Annotated in this window: 11 protein-coding genes and 1 tRNA gene; 3 read left to right on the top strand and 9 right to left on the bottom strand. The window is 59.7% G+C overall.

Annotation, left to right across the window (positions count from 1 at the left end):
• Nucleotides 1–10: 10 nt before the first annotated feature.
• Nucleotides 11–1,510 carry a RimK family protein gene (locus DET50_RS07790; RefSeq protein WP_113862299.1) on the bottom strand — a complete coding sequence of 500 codons (1,500 nt, stop codon included), beginning with the start codon at nt 1,508–1,510 and terminating at the stop codon, nt 11–13.
• A gap of 197 nt (nt 1,511–1,707) precedes the next feature.
• Between DET50_RS07790 and rimI the strand changes: the two genes are divergently transcribed.
• Complete coding sequence (gene rimI, locus DET50_RS07785; protein ID WP_113862298.1) at nt 1,708–2,826, top strand: ribosomal protein S18-alanine N-acetyltransferase; 1,119 nt, start codon at nt 1,708–1,710, stop codon at nt 2,824–2,826.
• On the opposite strand, the gene uvrB is transcribed toward rimI, so the two are convergent.
• On the bottom strand, nt 2,827–4,887 hold the full coding sequence (uvrB, locus tag DET50_RS07780; RefSeq protein ID WP_113862297.1) for an excinuclease ABC subunit UvrB: 2,061 nt from the start codon (nt 4,885–4,887) through the stop codon (nt 2,827–2,829).
• A gap of 184 nt (nt 4,888–5,071) precedes the next feature.
• Here uvrB and DET50_RS07775 point away from each other — a divergent pair, with 184 nt between their 5' ends.
• Together DET50_RS07775 and DET50_RS07770 are read left to right on the top strand one after the other, a co-directional pair.
• A complete protein-coding gene (locus DET50_RS07775; RefSeq protein ID WP_113862296.1) occupies nt 5,072–6,256 on the top strand; it encodes a pyridoxal phosphate-dependent aminotransferase in 1,185 nt (394 codons plus the stop codon).
• 70 nt (nt 6,257–6,326) lie between these two features.
• Nucleotides 6,327–6,402 (top strand) — tRNA-Asn (locus DET50_RS07770).
• A gap of 483 nt (nt 6,403–6,885) precedes the next feature.
• Here the strand turns inward: DET50_RS07770 and pyrF are convergent.
• The 7 genes from pyrF to DET50_RS07735 form a co-directional block, all read right to left on the bottom strand.
• Nucleotides 6,886–7,596: an orotidine-5'-phosphate decarboxylase gene (pyrF, locus tag DET50_RS07765; protein WP_113862295.1), complete on the bottom strand. Its 711-nt coding sequence runs from the start codon at nt 7,594–7,596 to the stop codon at nt 6,886–6,888.
• Between the two features lie 31 nt (nt 7,597–7,627).
• Nucleotides 7,628–8,797, bottom strand: a complete 1,170-nt coding sequence (lapB, locus tag DET50_RS07760; RefSeq protein ID WP_113862294.1) for a lipopolysaccharide assembly protein LapB — start codon at nt 8,795–8,797, stop codon at nt 7,628–7,630.
• On the bottom strand, nt 8,797–9,099 hold the full coding sequence (locus tag DET50_RS07755; protein ID WP_113862293.1) for a LapA family protein: 303 nt from the start codon (nt 9,097–9,099) through the stop codon (nt 8,797–8,799). The genes lapB and DET50_RS07755 overlap by 1 nt, the downstream gene beginning before the upstream one ends.
• A 57-nt stretch (nt 9,100–9,156) precedes the next feature.
• Nucleotides 9,157–9,453 (bottom strand): integration host factor subunit beta, encoded by a 297-nt coding sequence (locus tag DET50_RS07750; RefSeq protein ID WP_008938050.1) that lies wholly within the window; start codon nt 9,451–9,453, stop codon nt 9,157–9,159.
• A 130-nt stretch (nt 9,454–9,583) separates the two neighbouring features.
• Entirely contained in the window at nt 9,584–11,275 is a 1,692-nt protein-coding gene (gene rpsA, locus DET50_RS07745) for a 30S ribosomal protein S1 (RefSeq protein WP_008938049.1), read from the bottom strand.
• A 130-nt stretch (nt 11,276–11,405) separates the two neighbouring features.
• Nucleotides 11,406–12,086, bottom strand: coding sequence for a (d)CMP kinase (gene cmk, locus DET50_RS07740; protein WP_113862292.1), 681 nt, complete (start codon nt 12,084–12,086; stop codon nt 11,406–11,408).
• Nucleotides 12,086–14,314: a bifunctional prephenate dehydrogenase/3-phosphoshikimate 1-carboxyvinyltransferase gene (locus DET50_RS07735; protein WP_113862355.1), complete on the bottom strand. Its 2,229-nt coding sequence runs from the start codon at nt 14,312–14,314 to the stop codon at nt 12,086–12,088. Before DET50_RS07735 ends, cmk begins: the two co-directional genes overlap by 1 nt.

Here is a 14,314-nt window from a genome sequence, read left to right as displayed (position 1 = left end):
ACCTGCCCGCTCAGCCCCGCCTCTTGGCCTCCATGCGGGACAGGAATTCCTGCATGATCAGTGTATAGAGTTCGCCACCGAGGAACTTGTCCTCGACGCCGGAATCGACACTGGGGTTGTCATTTACCTCGATGATGGCCACCCGGTTGCCGGACTGTTTGATGTCGACTCCGTACAGACCATCACCAATAAGGCGCGTAGCGTTCAAGGCGGCCTGGATCACGGCCCTGGGCACCTCATAGGTGGGCAGCGTCTCGAAATCACCGCTCTCTACCTTGGACTCTCCATGCTGGTAGATCTGCCAGTGCCCCTTGACCATCATGTACTTGCAGGCATAGATGGCGCGGCCACCCAGCACGCCGATCCGCCAGTCGTAGTCCGTGTACAGATATTCCTGGGCCAGCACCAGGGCTGACTGCCGGAACAATTCCCGAAGCCCTGCCCGCAACTCCTTCTCGTCCCGGGCCTTGGTCACCCCACGGGAGAATGCCCCGTCCGGGATCTTGATGACCACCGGGAAGCCCAGCGTACTGACCACATACTCCACCGCATCTTTCTGGTCCCGGGACAGGATCAGGGTTTTCGGTGTCGGCACCTTGTTATTTCGCAGCAGGTCCGCCAGGAATACCTTGTTGGTGCAGCGCAGGATGGAGACCGGATCATCAATGACCACCATGCCCTCGGCTTCGGCCTTGCGGGCAAAACGGTAGGTGTGGTGGTCAATGGCCGTGGTCTCGCGGATGAACAGGCCATCGTATTCCGGCAGCCGCATGTAGTCCCGCCGGGTGATCCGTTCCACATTGATTCCCAGTTTCCGGCCCGCTTTCTCGAAGCGCTTGAGGGCTGCTTCATCGCTCGGCGGCATCTCCTCCTCCGGATTCACCAGCATCGCCAGATCGAAGCGATAGCGGCGGCGGGTCCGTGGCTTGCGCCAGACCATGGTACTGAAACGGTCCAGCGCGGCCGCAAAAAGATCCTGCTCCTGCTCGGAAAGGTCCGCCGGCGCCGCAGGCCGCATGGAGGCGATCTGCCAATTCTTGCGGCGTTTGAAGACGACTTCCAGGATGGGACACGGAAAGCTCTCGAACAGTGCCCGGGCAACCGGCTTCAGATCCTGGTGCTCGGCCTGGCCAAAGTAGGTGCGGATCCGGACCTCAACGGTTGCGTCCTTCTCCTCGCTCGCAGATTCAATTTCCCAACCGGCGGCATCCAGCCAGTTGAGTACGCTGGGGTCGAGTTCTTCCAACTCCAGCGAGAACAGGCCCTTGCGGCTGAGATCGTTGAGGGTCATCACCGAAGGCACCACGTGGTGGCCGCGGGCTTCGGCCAATAGCGAACAGTAATAGCCCTTGCTCAGGTATTTTGCGCTCTGGCACAGGTTGATGACCCGCACCCGTCCGGTGGATGACGAGGAGTACTGCAGATACTGGTCAAAGGTCAGCACATCTTCGCTGGGGTAATACGGTGCCCAGTCTTTGGCGCGATCAACAACAATGAGCAAACGGGACATCTGTGGCATTCCTCCCTGAAGGTTCAGCCGCCTTGATTGCGCAACAATACGCCCGGCCCCGATATTCCACAATCACCCCGCCGTGCGTGCTTTTACGCATGCCGGCGGGGCTTGCGTAAAAGCCGCTCTCTACCATAATAGCCGCAAGAGGGAAGCCCGCGAGCCTGCCCTTCCCACCGCTCAGGGCCAGCAAAACCATGCCTGATGTAACACTTCGCCAAGCTGTCAGTTCCGACTTGGACAATCTGGTGCAGCTGGAGCATCGCTGTTTTAGCGACGACCGGCTTTCCCGGCGGAGTTTCCGCCGTTTTCTGGAAGTGCCCCGGGACCGGCTGATTGTGGCCGAACAGGACGGCGAGCTGGTCGGCTATTGCCTGGTGCTGATGAACGCTGCCACCCGTCTGGCGCGGGTCTACTCCATTGCAGTCGCTCCCGCGGCCCGGGGCCGGGGTGTTGGTGAAATGCTGATCCGGGAGGCCGAAAAGGAAGCAGCCGAGGCCGACCGCATCATCATGCGCCTGGAAGTGCGGGAAGATAATCCCGGCGCCATCAATCTCTACAAGCGCCTGGGCTACCGGCAGTTCGGTACCTACCGCGATTACTACGAAGACCACGGCGATGCGCTCCGCTTCGAGCGCAGGATCCTTTACTACGAGCCGAGCCGGGAGTTTCTGCCGGTTCCCTATTACCCGCAGACCACCGAATTCACCTGTGGCCCTTCAGCCCTGATCATGGCCATGGCCGCGCTGGATGAGAACCAGCCGGTCACCACCCTGGAAGAGCTGAAGATCTGGCGCGAGGCCACGACTATTTTCATGCTCGCCGGCCACGGCGGCTGTGGCCCCCACGGCCTCGCTCTGGCCTGCTGGAACCGGGGTTTGGAAGCCAGTGCCTGGATCAGCCAGGAAGGCGCCCTGTTCAAGGACACGGTGCGCAATGAAGACAAAAAAAGAGTGCTGGAACTGGTGCATGAAGGTTTCCTCCACGATATCGGCGCCACCGGCATCCAGCTTCACCATGACCCGCTGACCCTCGAGAGCATGGAGAGCGCCCTGCACGAGGGACGCATTCCGGTCATCCTGATCAGCACCTGGCAACTGAACCGCAGCCGGGTGCCGCACTGGGTCACCGTTTGTGCCATCGACGAGGAGTTCGTTTACCTGCACGATCCGGAAATCGACGTACAGGCGGGAGAGACCGTGGCAGACAAACAGTACCTGCCGGTGGACAAACGGGTCTTCACCCGGATGTCCAGCTACGGCCGCAACCAGCCGTTGCAGGCAGCGGTGATTGTCGGGCCGAAACGAACCGGTTAATCAGCCGGTCCGCAGGGCCGCCTCCTTGAGTTCGGAAATCTCGTCCCGCAGGCGTGCGGCGGTCTCGAAATCCAGGTCCGAGGCCGCCTTGTACATCTCGTCCTCCAGGCGCGCCACTTCCTTGAGTACTTCCTCCGGCGACCGGTTGCCGGCCTTCGCCCGATACTGTTCGGCCTCCTCGGCCGCCTTCTGACCCGGACGCTCGGCCGTGCGACGGCCACGGCCGCCACCACCGGCCGCACCTTCCATGATGTCGGCGATCTTCTTGTTCAGGCCGGTCGGCGTGATGCCATGCTCTTCGTTGAAAGCGGTCTGCTTCTCCCGGCGCCGCTCGGTCTCATCGATCGCCCGCTGCATGGAGCCGGTGATCCTATCGCCGTAGAGGATCGCCTTGCCGTGCACGTTACGAGCGGCCCTACCGATGGTCTGGATCAGGGACCGTTCACTGCGCAGGAAGCCTTCCTTGTCGGCATCCAGAATCGCCACCAGGGAGACTTCCGGCATATCCAGACCTTCCCGCAACAGGTTTATCCCCACCAGCACATCAAACTCGCCCCGGCGCAGATCCCGGATGATCTCAACCCGCTCCACAGTGTCGATATCCGAGTGCAGGTACCGGACCTTGATGTCGTGTTCCATCAGGAAATCGGTCAGGTCTTCCGCCATGCGCTTGGTCAGGGTGGTCACCAGAACCCGCTCCTGTACCTTCACCCGAGCGTGAATTTCTGACAGCAGGTCATCCACCTGGGTGGAGGCCGGCCGAACCTCGATTTCCGGATCCAGCAGGCCGGTGGGACGGACCACCTGCTCAACCACCTGGCCGGCATGTTCGGCCTCATAATTCCCCGGCGTCGCCGAGACAAAAATCATCTGCGGCGCAATACGTTCCCATTCCTCGAAGCGCATCGGCCGGTTATCCAGCGCCGAGGGCAGCCGGAACCCGTATTCCACCAGGGTTTCCTTGCGCGACCGGTCACCCTTGTACATGGCACCGATCTGGGGAATGGTCACGTGGGACTCGTCCACCACCAGCAAAGCGTTGGGCGGCAGGTAATCGAACAGGGTTGGCGGCGCCTCCCCCGGCCGACGCCCGGACAGGTACCGGGAGTAGTTCTCGATGCCGTTGCAGTAACCGAGCTCGAGCATCATCTCGATGTCGTACCGGGTACGCTCCTCCAGGCGCTGGGCTTCCACCAGCCGATTGTTGTCCCGCAACTGCTGCAGGCGTTCATCCAGCTCCACCTTGATGTGCTCCACCGCATCCAGCACTGTCTGCCGCGGAGTGACGTAGTGGGATTTCGGGTAGATGGTCACCCGGGGCACCCGACGCAGGACCTCGCCGGTGAGCGGATCGAAATAGCTGAGATTCTCCACCTCGTCATCGAACAGCTCGATCCGGATGGCCTCCTTCTCCGATTCCGCCGGGAACACATCGATGACATCGCCCCGGACCCGGTAATTGGCCCGGTGGAATTCCACGTCATTGCGGGTGTACTGAAGCTCGGCCAGACGACGCAGGATGAAGCGCTGGTCGATCTGATCGCCCCGGTCCAGGTGCAGCATCATCTTCAGGTAGGACTGGGGGTCACCCAGACCGTAGATGGACGACACCGTGGCCACGATGATCGCATCCGGCCGCTCCAGCAGCGCCTTGGTGGCGGACAGCCGCATCTGCTCGATGTGCTCGTTGATGGAGGCGTCTTTCTCGATGAAGGTGTCCGAGGACGGCACGTAGGCTTCCGGCTGGTAATAGTCGTAGTAGGAGACGAAGTACTCCACCGCGTTGTCCGGAAAGAACTCGCGGAACTCGCCATACAGCTGAGCCGCCAGAGTCTTGTTATGGGCCATGATGATGGTGGGCCGCTGCACGTGCTCGATCACATTGGCGACGGTGAAGGTTTTCCCCGAGCCGGTCACCCCGAGCAGCGTCTGGTGCGCCAGGCCGGACTGGATACCATCCACCAGGCCCTCGATCGCCTTGGGCTGATCACCGGCCGGCTGGTAGGGGGAATCGACTCGGAACACCCCGCTCTGTGCAGTACTGGTTTCTTGCTTTGCCATAACTGGCGGATAACCTCCGGATTTGCGCGGTGCCCGCTGTGGCGGACTTATACCATCGAGAAATTTAGCGTTACGCTGGCTTCATGATACCATCAGTGCGATCGACGGCTGGGCGAAAATCAGCCAGCAATGGCTCCCCCGGCCGATCGCAGCCCAATAGGACGCAGCTTTAAGGAGCTCAAGTTTGGACCTTCAACTTTCCAGCCGAGTACAGGCTATCAAGCCCTCTCCCACCCTCGCAGTCACCAACAAGGCCGCGGAACTCCGCGCAGCCGGCCAGGACATCATTGGCCTGGGTGCAGGCGAGCCGGACTTCGACACCCCCGAGCACATCAAACAGGCAGCCATTGAAGCCATCAATAACGGCCAGACCAAATACACCGCCGTGGATGGTACGCCGGCCTTGAAAAAAGCGATTATTGCGAAGTTCAAACGGGACAACGGCCTGGAATACGAAGCCAACCAGATACTGGTAAGCAGTGGTGGCAAACAGAGCTTTTTCAACCTGGCACTTGCCACACTGAACGAAGGCGACGAGGCCATCATCCCGGCCCCTTACTGGGTTTCCTACCCGGACATGGTACTGGTCGCCGAAGGCAAGCCGGTCATCATCGAGACCAGCGCCGACACCCGCTTCAAGATCACTCCGGAGCAGCTGGAGAACGCCATCACCGAGCGTACCCGCCTGTTCGTGATCAACAGCCCGTCCAACCCGAGTGGCATGGCCTACTCCATGGAAGAGCTGAAGGCGATTGGTGAGGTGCTGAAGAAGCACCCGAACATCATGATCGCCACCGACGACATGTACGAGCCGATCCTGTGGACCGGCAAGCCGTTCTGCAACATCGTGAACGCCTGTCCGGAACTGTACGAGCGCACCTTCGTACTGAACGGTGTTTCCAAGGCCTATTCCATGACCGGCTGGCGTATCGGCTATGCTGCGGGCCCGGCGAAGATCATCGGCGCGATGAAGAAGATCCAGTCCCAGAGCACATCCAACCCCTGCTCCATCTCCCAGGCTGCAGCAACCGCCGCCCTGGACGGTGACCAGGCGTGCGTGGGCGAGATGGTCAAAGCGTTCAAGGAACGCCACGACTGGCTGGTAGATGCCCTGAACAAGCTGCCGGGTGTTGAGTGCCTGACTGGCGACGGCACCTTTTATGTGTTCCCGAGCTTCCAGGGCGCCATTGATGCGGATGACAGCGTCAGCACCGATGTGGAGTTCGCCGAGAAGCTGCTGACCGACGCCGGCGTGGCGATCGTGCCGGGCTCCGCTTTCGGTGCCCCGGGCCACATGCGTTTGAGCTTCGCGACCAGCATGGAGAACCTGCAGAAGGCGGTTGAGCGTTTGCAGAAGGCGCTTGGCTAAAAAGTTTTTGTCAGGGGTTGACGAGGCGGTATAGCCACCTTAATATACGCGCCTCGTCACATGACGACGTTCCCCGATAGCTCAGTTGGTAGAGCAACGGACTGTTAATCCGTTTGTCGCTGGTTCGAGCCCAGCTCGGGGAGCCAATATTCCGAAAGCCCGCTAATTCTCTGAGTTAGCGGGCTTTTTTGTGTTGGTTTTTCGTTGCTTTGTTCGTTCGACTGATTCCTGCCCTAGCCTTCCAGTTCTGGTGCAAGGGGCAATGGGTACCTGCTCCCAAAAACCGCTACGAGCACGTCCATGTGCGCTTGGCTCCGCCATCCATGGCTCCGCACATTTTTGGGAGCAGGTACCCATCGCCCCTCTGAATCCAGGAGATATACGACTTCGCTGGAGCGCGGAGAGAATCTCCCATCAACCCTCCCCAAAATTCTCTTTCAGATCAGTTGCGATACCCCCGAATGCCTAGACCGGTGGTGTGGGGCCGCCCTCCCAAAAATGTTGAAGGCCAGGGATGGCCTGAAACAAGCGCACATGGACGTGCTCGTAGCGGTTTTTGGGAGGGCGACCCCACACCACCAGCCCGCCAAGACAGCAGGCTGGGGCAGGATCAAAGGACAGAAAACAAATTAGAGGCCAATCACCTCCACATGAATAGCCTCCAAGGCAGCCAATGGATCAGGCGCCTGAGTAATCGGACGGCCAATCACGAGGTAATCGGAACCGGCTTTGAGGGCATCCGTGGGAGTCATGATGCGTTGTTGGTCGCCTTTGTCGGCGGTCAGCGGCCGGATCCCCGGGGTGATCAGTTTGAAGTCGGCGCCCTGCTCGGCTTTTAGCTTCGGCGCTTCCTGCGCGGAGCAGACGACGCCGTCGAGGCCGCAGTTTCTGGTCAGGGTGGCGAGGCGTGATACCTGAACTTCCGGGGAGTCGGTGATACCGATGCCGGCCAGGTCTTCCGGTCCCATGCTGGTGAGGACCGTGACTGCGATCAGCAGGGGCTTGTCGGCGCCGAAAGATTCGAGACGTTCGCGGCAGGCGACCATCATCTTTTCACCGCCGGAGGCGTGGACATTTACCATCCAGACACCGAGATCGGCCGCAGCGGCAACGGCAGCGGAGGTGGTGTTCGGGATGTCGTGGAATTTCAGGTCCAGGAACACGTCGAAGCCCCTGCCCTGCAGCGCCTGTACCAGCTGCGGACCAGAGCGGGTGAACAGTTCCTTGCCGACTTTCAGGCGACATTTGGCCGGGTCCAGCTGGTCGACCAGGGCCAGTGCCGGGTCCTGGGAGGGGAAGTCGAGGGCGACGATGATTTTGGGGTCAGAGGGGTTTTGCACGGTTCGGTTCCTGGGATAAATCGTGACGGGTTTATTCGGCTTCCACGCCCTGGATCGGGCGGATGGTTTCCCATTGCTTGCAGCTCGGGCAAAGCCAGTGTAGCTGCCGACCGGAGAAGCCGCAGCTGACGCAGCGGTAGACCGGGCGGTTGGACAGGAGCAGATGACCGATGCGGCTGACCAGGCGGCCTTCATCCGTGGTCATGCCTTTCTCGTAACCCGCCATTTCCACCAGCCGGAGCAGTCCGCGCACAGATGGGCGGCTTTCCAGTTCCTGGCGCAGCAGATCAATCGCCGCCGGCCGCCCGGAAGAGCGTTCGACGGATTCTACCAGAGCCAGCAGCAAACTCGTGCTGGGATATTTCTCGTAGAGTTTGCGGAGCTTCTTTACCAGACGGCCTACGTCGCCATGCTCGCGCTCGAGTTTCATCAGGCGGTCGATCGCTTCCGGCCCGAACTCCGGGTTCTGGTCGAATACCTTGAGGCTTTCCTTACCCGCTTCCCTGAAGCTGCCCTGCCGAATGAGAAGGCTCATCAGGATCAGCGTGGCACGGACGCAGGAGCGGTCGTATTCCAGGGCCTCCTTGGTCAACTTCTGGGCCGTCCACCTGTCGTCGTGTTTCAGTGCCTGCTCGGCGAGCTCGCAGGTGATGTAGGCCAGGGTCTTGAACAGCGCCACATCGGAATCGCCCTTGGCGAGAGTGCGGGCCACGTCGGCCGCCTTGCCCCACTCGCGTTCTTGCTGGTACAGCTCGATCAGCTGGAGCGCTGCGTCGCGACCGTATTCCCGGTCACCCATGATCTGGTGCAGCAGCGCTTCGGCGCGGTCCAACAAGCCGGCATTGAGATAGTCCAGGGCAAGCTCCATCGTCACCTGCGGCGAAAAACGGCCGGGCAACTCGGGGCGGGCAAGGAGGTTCTGGTGAATCAGGATGGCGCGGTCGGTCTCGCCCTTGTTCCGGAAGTGACTGCCAATGGAAAGGTGCAGGCTGACGGTGTCCTTGTTGACGGCGAGAGACTGGACGAAATTTTCGACCGCCTGGTCGGAGTAGTTGGTAAACAGGAATTGAAGGCGATCGCGGACCGAGTCTTCGTCAGAGATGGCGCTTTTCGAACTACGGTTGTTACTGCCAAGCCGGCCAGCCATCCAGCCGGCCGCGACTGCCGCGGTCAGCAGCAGCCACTGAAGCACTATATCCATTAAAGAGTCCGGTCGTTCTCAGCCCTGGATTTCTCCAATGCCTGCTCGGCACGATCGAGTCGTTTTTTGAGGGTTCGCCGCGATACGGATGTCCGAACGGTCGCCAGCATGGTCATCAGAACGCCAAACAACGCGCCAATGACGAACGCCATAATAATCCAGACGGCCACGCCGTGGGGTTGGGTCTCGAACAGCAGAAAATTAAGGGAGACCGCCATCTGGTTATTCAGCGAGAATACGAGTGCCAATAAAATCAGGACCAGTACCAACAGAATAATGAGGATTTTCTGCAATCCTGCCATAGCGTAAGCACTCCGTAGGGCTCAACAGGCCCGAATCTTCATGTTCTCTGCGAGACCCTAGAAACCTTTTTTCAGGCTGTCATTGACCTGCTCCCGGAGTTCCTTCCCGGGTTTGAAATGGGGCACATACTTTGCCGGCAAGTTCACTGCCTCACCGGTCTTGGGGTTACGCCCGACACGGGCCGCCCGGTGATGGAGGGAAAAGCTGCCAAATCCCCGAATTTCGATTCTCTGACCATCCGCGAGCGACTGGGACATATGCTCTATGATGGTTTTCACTGCAAGTTCAACATCCTTCACAGACAACTGGGTCTGCTTGGAAGCAATCAGTTCGACCAGTTCGGACTTCGTCATGAGGCGCTTCCCTCTTATTTATTATTCGGTAGTCTATTACCGTGATTTCTTGTCCTAGTTTAGTCAAACCAGAAAAAAACACAAAAAAAACGGGCTCTTAGAGCCCGTTTTTTTCACACCAGAAGGAAACTTATTCCTTGTTGGCGTTCTGCTGCTGCATCTGTTCCTTGATGAGATCACCGATGGTGGTCGCACCAGAAGATTCAGCGGCTTTGCTACGGACGCTTTCCAGCGCCTGCTTGTCGTCTTCAACGTCCTTGGACTTGATGGACAGGTTAATGACGCGGTTCTTGCGGTCGATGCTGATGATCTTCGCTTCGACTTCTTCACCTTCCTTCAGCGCGTTGCGTGCGTCTTCAACACGGTCACGGCTGATTTCAGAGGCTTTCAGTACCGCCTCAACCTCGTCGTTCAGGGCAACGGTTGCGCCTTTGGCGTCAACAGCGGATACAGTACCCTTGACGATGGAGCCCTTGTCGTTCAGCTGCACAAACTCGGCGAACGGATCGCTTTCCAGCTGCTTGATGCCCAGGGAGATACGCTCACGCTCCGGATCAACAGACAGGATAACGGTCTCGACTTCGTCGCCCTTCTTGTATTCGCGAACGGCTTCTTCGCCAGTCTCGTTCCAGCTGATGTCGGACAGGTGAACCAGTCCGTCGATGCCGCCTTCCAGACCGATGAAGATACCAAAGTCAGTGATGGACTTGATCTTACCGGAGATGCGGTCGCCCTTGTTGAACTTGCTGGAGAAGTCTTCCCACGGGTTGGATACGCACTGCTTGATACCCAGGGAGATACGACGACGCTCTTCGTCGATATCCAGGATCATGACTTCTACTTCGTCACCGACCTGAACAACCTTGGACGGATGGATGTTCTTGTTGGTCCAGTCCATTTCGGACACGTGTACCAGACCTTCAACACCCTCTTCCAGCTCGGCAAAGCAGCCGTAGTCGGTCAGGTTGGTTACGCGTGCAGTAACCTTGGAGCCTTCCGGGTAACGACCCTTGATGTCGACCCAGGGATCTTCGCCCAGCTGCTTCAGACCCAGGGAAACACGGTTGCGCTCGCGATCGAACTTCAGCACCTTGACGTTGATCTCGTCACCAACGTTCACGATTTCGCTCGGATGCTTGATGCGCTTCCAGGCCATATCGGTGATGTGCAGCAGGCCGTCAACACCACCCAGATCCACGAACGCGCCGTAGTCGGTCAGGTTCTTGACGATACCCTTGATTTCCATACCCTCGGTCAGGGTCTCGAGCAGAGCTTCACGCTGCTCGCTGTTTTCAGCTTCCAGAACGGCGCGGCGGGAAACAACCACGTTGTTACGCTTCTGGTCCAGCTTGATAACCTTGAATTCCAGTTCTTTGTTCTCCAGGTGCGCAGTGTCGCGAACCGGACGAACGTCTACCAGGGAACCCGGCAGGAAGGCACGAATACCAGACAGGTCGACGGTGAAACCGCCCTTGACCTTGCCATTGATCACGCCTTTAACAACTTCTTCAGCCTCGAAGGACTTCTCCAGTACTTTCCACGCTTCGGCACGCTTGGCCTTCTCGCGGGAAAGACGGGTTTCACCGAAGCCATCTTCAACAGCATCGAGAGCCACATCGACAACATCGCCGACAGCTACTTCCAACTCGCCTTTTTCGTTGAGGAACTGGGAGGCGGGGATAACGCCCTCGGACTTCAGTCCGGCGTTAACGGTGACCCAGTCGTTGTCGACGTCAACTACGGTTCCCTGGACGATGGAACCCGGTTGCATGTCAATTTCTTTCAGGCTTTCTTCAAAAAGATCCGCAAAGCTCTCGCTCATTATGTGTCCTATGTGATCAACGCAAGTGTACTCCGTGCCGCCAGCAACACGGTCTGTTAACGATTTCCGGAATCAGCCAGCGGCTGGCAAATAACGCTGTTTCCGGCATTTCAACGACAAAAAGGTGTAGTCAGGCCTGACCTGCTGCGGCCATACACCTGTCCAACACCTCTTCTATACTCAACCCCGTAGAATCAATGACTTGCGCATCATCCGCGGGCCTGAGAGGGGCTGCGGAACGGTTCATATCCCGTTCGTCACGAACCCGTATCTCCTCTAAAAGGGCATCAATATTAACATCGACACCCGCTTCCTTCAACTGGTTAAAACGTCGCCGGGCCCGTTCCTCGGCACTGGCCGTCAGGAAGATTTTCACCGGCGCATCCGGGAACACCACTGTGCCCATGTCGCGGCCATCGGCAACCAGACCGGGCGCCTGGCGAAAGTCCCGCTGCCGCTGCAACAACGCATCCCGGACGGGCTGCATGACCGCCACCCGCGAAGCGTTATCGCCACAGGTTTCGGTACGGATCTCGGAGGTGACATCTTCGCCTGCCAGCAATACTTTCGCGGGCTGACCGGCCGGGGTCGGCTCGAAGGTCACGTTCAGCGAAGACGCCACCCTGACCAGTCCCTGTTCATCATCAAAGGAAACGCCCTGCCGCATGGCTGCCAGGGCGGTCAGACGATACAGGGCGCCACTGTCCAGCAGATGCCAGCCCAGCTTCTGCGCCAGCATCTGGGTGATGGTGCCCTTGCCCGAACCGCCGGGGCCATCCACCGCGATGACCGGTGCCTTGCTGTCTGCCATTACTCACCACCTTCTGTACGGATCTGGATACCGGTCTGCTGCGCCAGCTCCACAAAGCTCGGGAAGGAGGTGGCCACGTTGGCACAGTCTGTGATCTCGATCGGGCCGGTTGCCCTCAGCGATGCCACCGCAAACGACATGGCGATCCGATGATCCCCGTGGCTGTTCACGGTTCCACCGCCGATGTCCTGGCCGCCATCGATGATGATGCCATCCGGGGTAACGGTCGTCTCCACGCCCAAGGCTGCCAGGCCATCCGCCATGACCTGGATCCGGTCACTTTCCTTCACCCGCAGTTCCTCGGCGCCGCGGAGCACAGTACGGCCCTGCGCGCAGGTGGCGGCGACGAACAGCACAGGGAATTCGTCGATGGCCAGGGGAACCTGCTCTTCCGGGATGTCGATGCCCTTGAGCTCGGCAGAGCGCACACGCAGGTCGGCCACCGGCTCGCCGCCGATTTCCCGCTCCTCGAGTACTTCAATATCGGCGCCCATCTGGCGCAGGATATTGATGACACCGACCCGGGTCGGGTTCATGCCGACATGGCGCAGCACCAGTTCGGAATCCGGGGCAATGCTCCCGGCCACCAGGAAGAAGGCGGCGGAAGAAATATCCGCGGGCACATCGATGGCGCAGGCAGTCAGCTTGCCGCCGCCGGACACACTGGCGGTCGCGCCGTCACGGTAAACGTGATAGCCGAAGCCCTCCAGCATGCGCTCGGTGTGGTCCCGTGTCGGCGCAGGTTCGGTCACCGAGGTAACGCCCTCGGCATAGAGGCCCGCCAGTAACAGGCAGGACTTGACCTGGGCACTGGCCACGGGCATTTCATAATGAATGCCGGTCAGTTTATGACCACCACGAATCTTCAGCGGCGGGCGGCCACCCTCGGCGGTGTCGATCACCGCACCCATGGCCCGGAGCGGATCGGCAACGCGTCCCATGGGACGCTTGGACAGACTGGCATCACCGGTCAGCTCGGAATCGAACGGTTGGGTGGCCAGCAAACCGGCAAACAGGCGCATGGCGGTTCCGGAATTCCCCAGGTAGAGCGGGCCCCGGGGTGCCTGCAGGCCGTGCATACCGACACCGTGGATGCGAACGAAGCCGTCTTCCGGGCCTTCGATGGTCACGCCCATGTCACGGAATGCCTGCAGGGTCGCCAGGCTGTCTTCACCTTCGAGGAAACCTTTGACCTCGGTAATTCCCTCCGCCAGGGCACCCAGCATGATGGAACGGTGGGACATGGATTTGTCACCCGGAACCCGGATATCACCCCGGATGGAGCCACCGGGCTGGAGCTGGAAGGTTACCTGCTTTTCGCTGTTGTTAGTCACGTACGCCTGTCCTGAAAGCATCTTGGTGAAGTGTTCCCGCGCCGCCTTGGCGCGACTGAAGACCCGGAGCAGCATTGCCCCATCGCCAGCGGCAATGGCAGACCGCAACTGGTCCAGATCATGGGTAAAGTGGTCGATAACCCGGAGCACCGCATCCCGGTTCGACAGAAAGATGTCATGCCACATCACCGGGTCACTGGCCGCGATCCGGGTGAAATCCCGGAAACCGCCGGCGGCATACCGGAAGATATCCATATTCTCGTCTTCCCCGGCAAGGGTGTCCACGAGGGAAAAAGCAATGAGGTGTGGCAGGTGGCTGGTGGCGGCCAGTACTTCGTCATGGTAAGCCACGGACATCGTCAACACGGTGGCGCCACAGCCTTCCCACAGCGCCCTGAGCCGCTCGACAGCGGGCTGATGGGCGTTATCCGCCGGCGTCAGGATGACCTTGTGATTGGCAAACAACTCGGGATTGGCTGCCCGGATGCCGCTTTTTTCGGATCCGGCAATCGGGTGACCGGGAATCACGTGGGGAGAAAGCTCACCGAAAACGGCTTCAACGTCCGCCACAAAACTGGATTTGGTACTGCCGACATCGGACAGCATTGTGTCGCTGTCGAGAAACGGCTTGAGCTCTGTAAGCACCGCACGGGTCGCGCGTACCGGAACCGCCAGCACCACCAGATCACTGCCGCGAACGGCCTGTTCCAGGGACTCGGCCGCCACGTCGATAACACCCAGCTCCTCGCCGAGGTCAAGCTCTTCGGCCCGCCGGTCATAACCGACTACCTGGCCGGCCAGCCGGTGCTGTCTGATGGCACTGGCCAGAGACCCGCCGATGAGCCCCAGACCGATAATGGCAACGCGCTTGAAAAGTGGCTCGCCGTCGCCCAC

Source organism: Marinobacter pelagius, assembly GCF_003315345.1.
Classification (GTDB): domain Bacteria; phylum Pseudomonadota; class Gammaproteobacteria; order Pseudomonadales; family Oleiphilaceae; genus Marinobacter; species Marinobacter pelagius_A.
The sequence above is the reverse complement of the archived record's forward strand: the minus strand, read 5'-3'. Positions and strand labels throughout refer to the sequence as shown.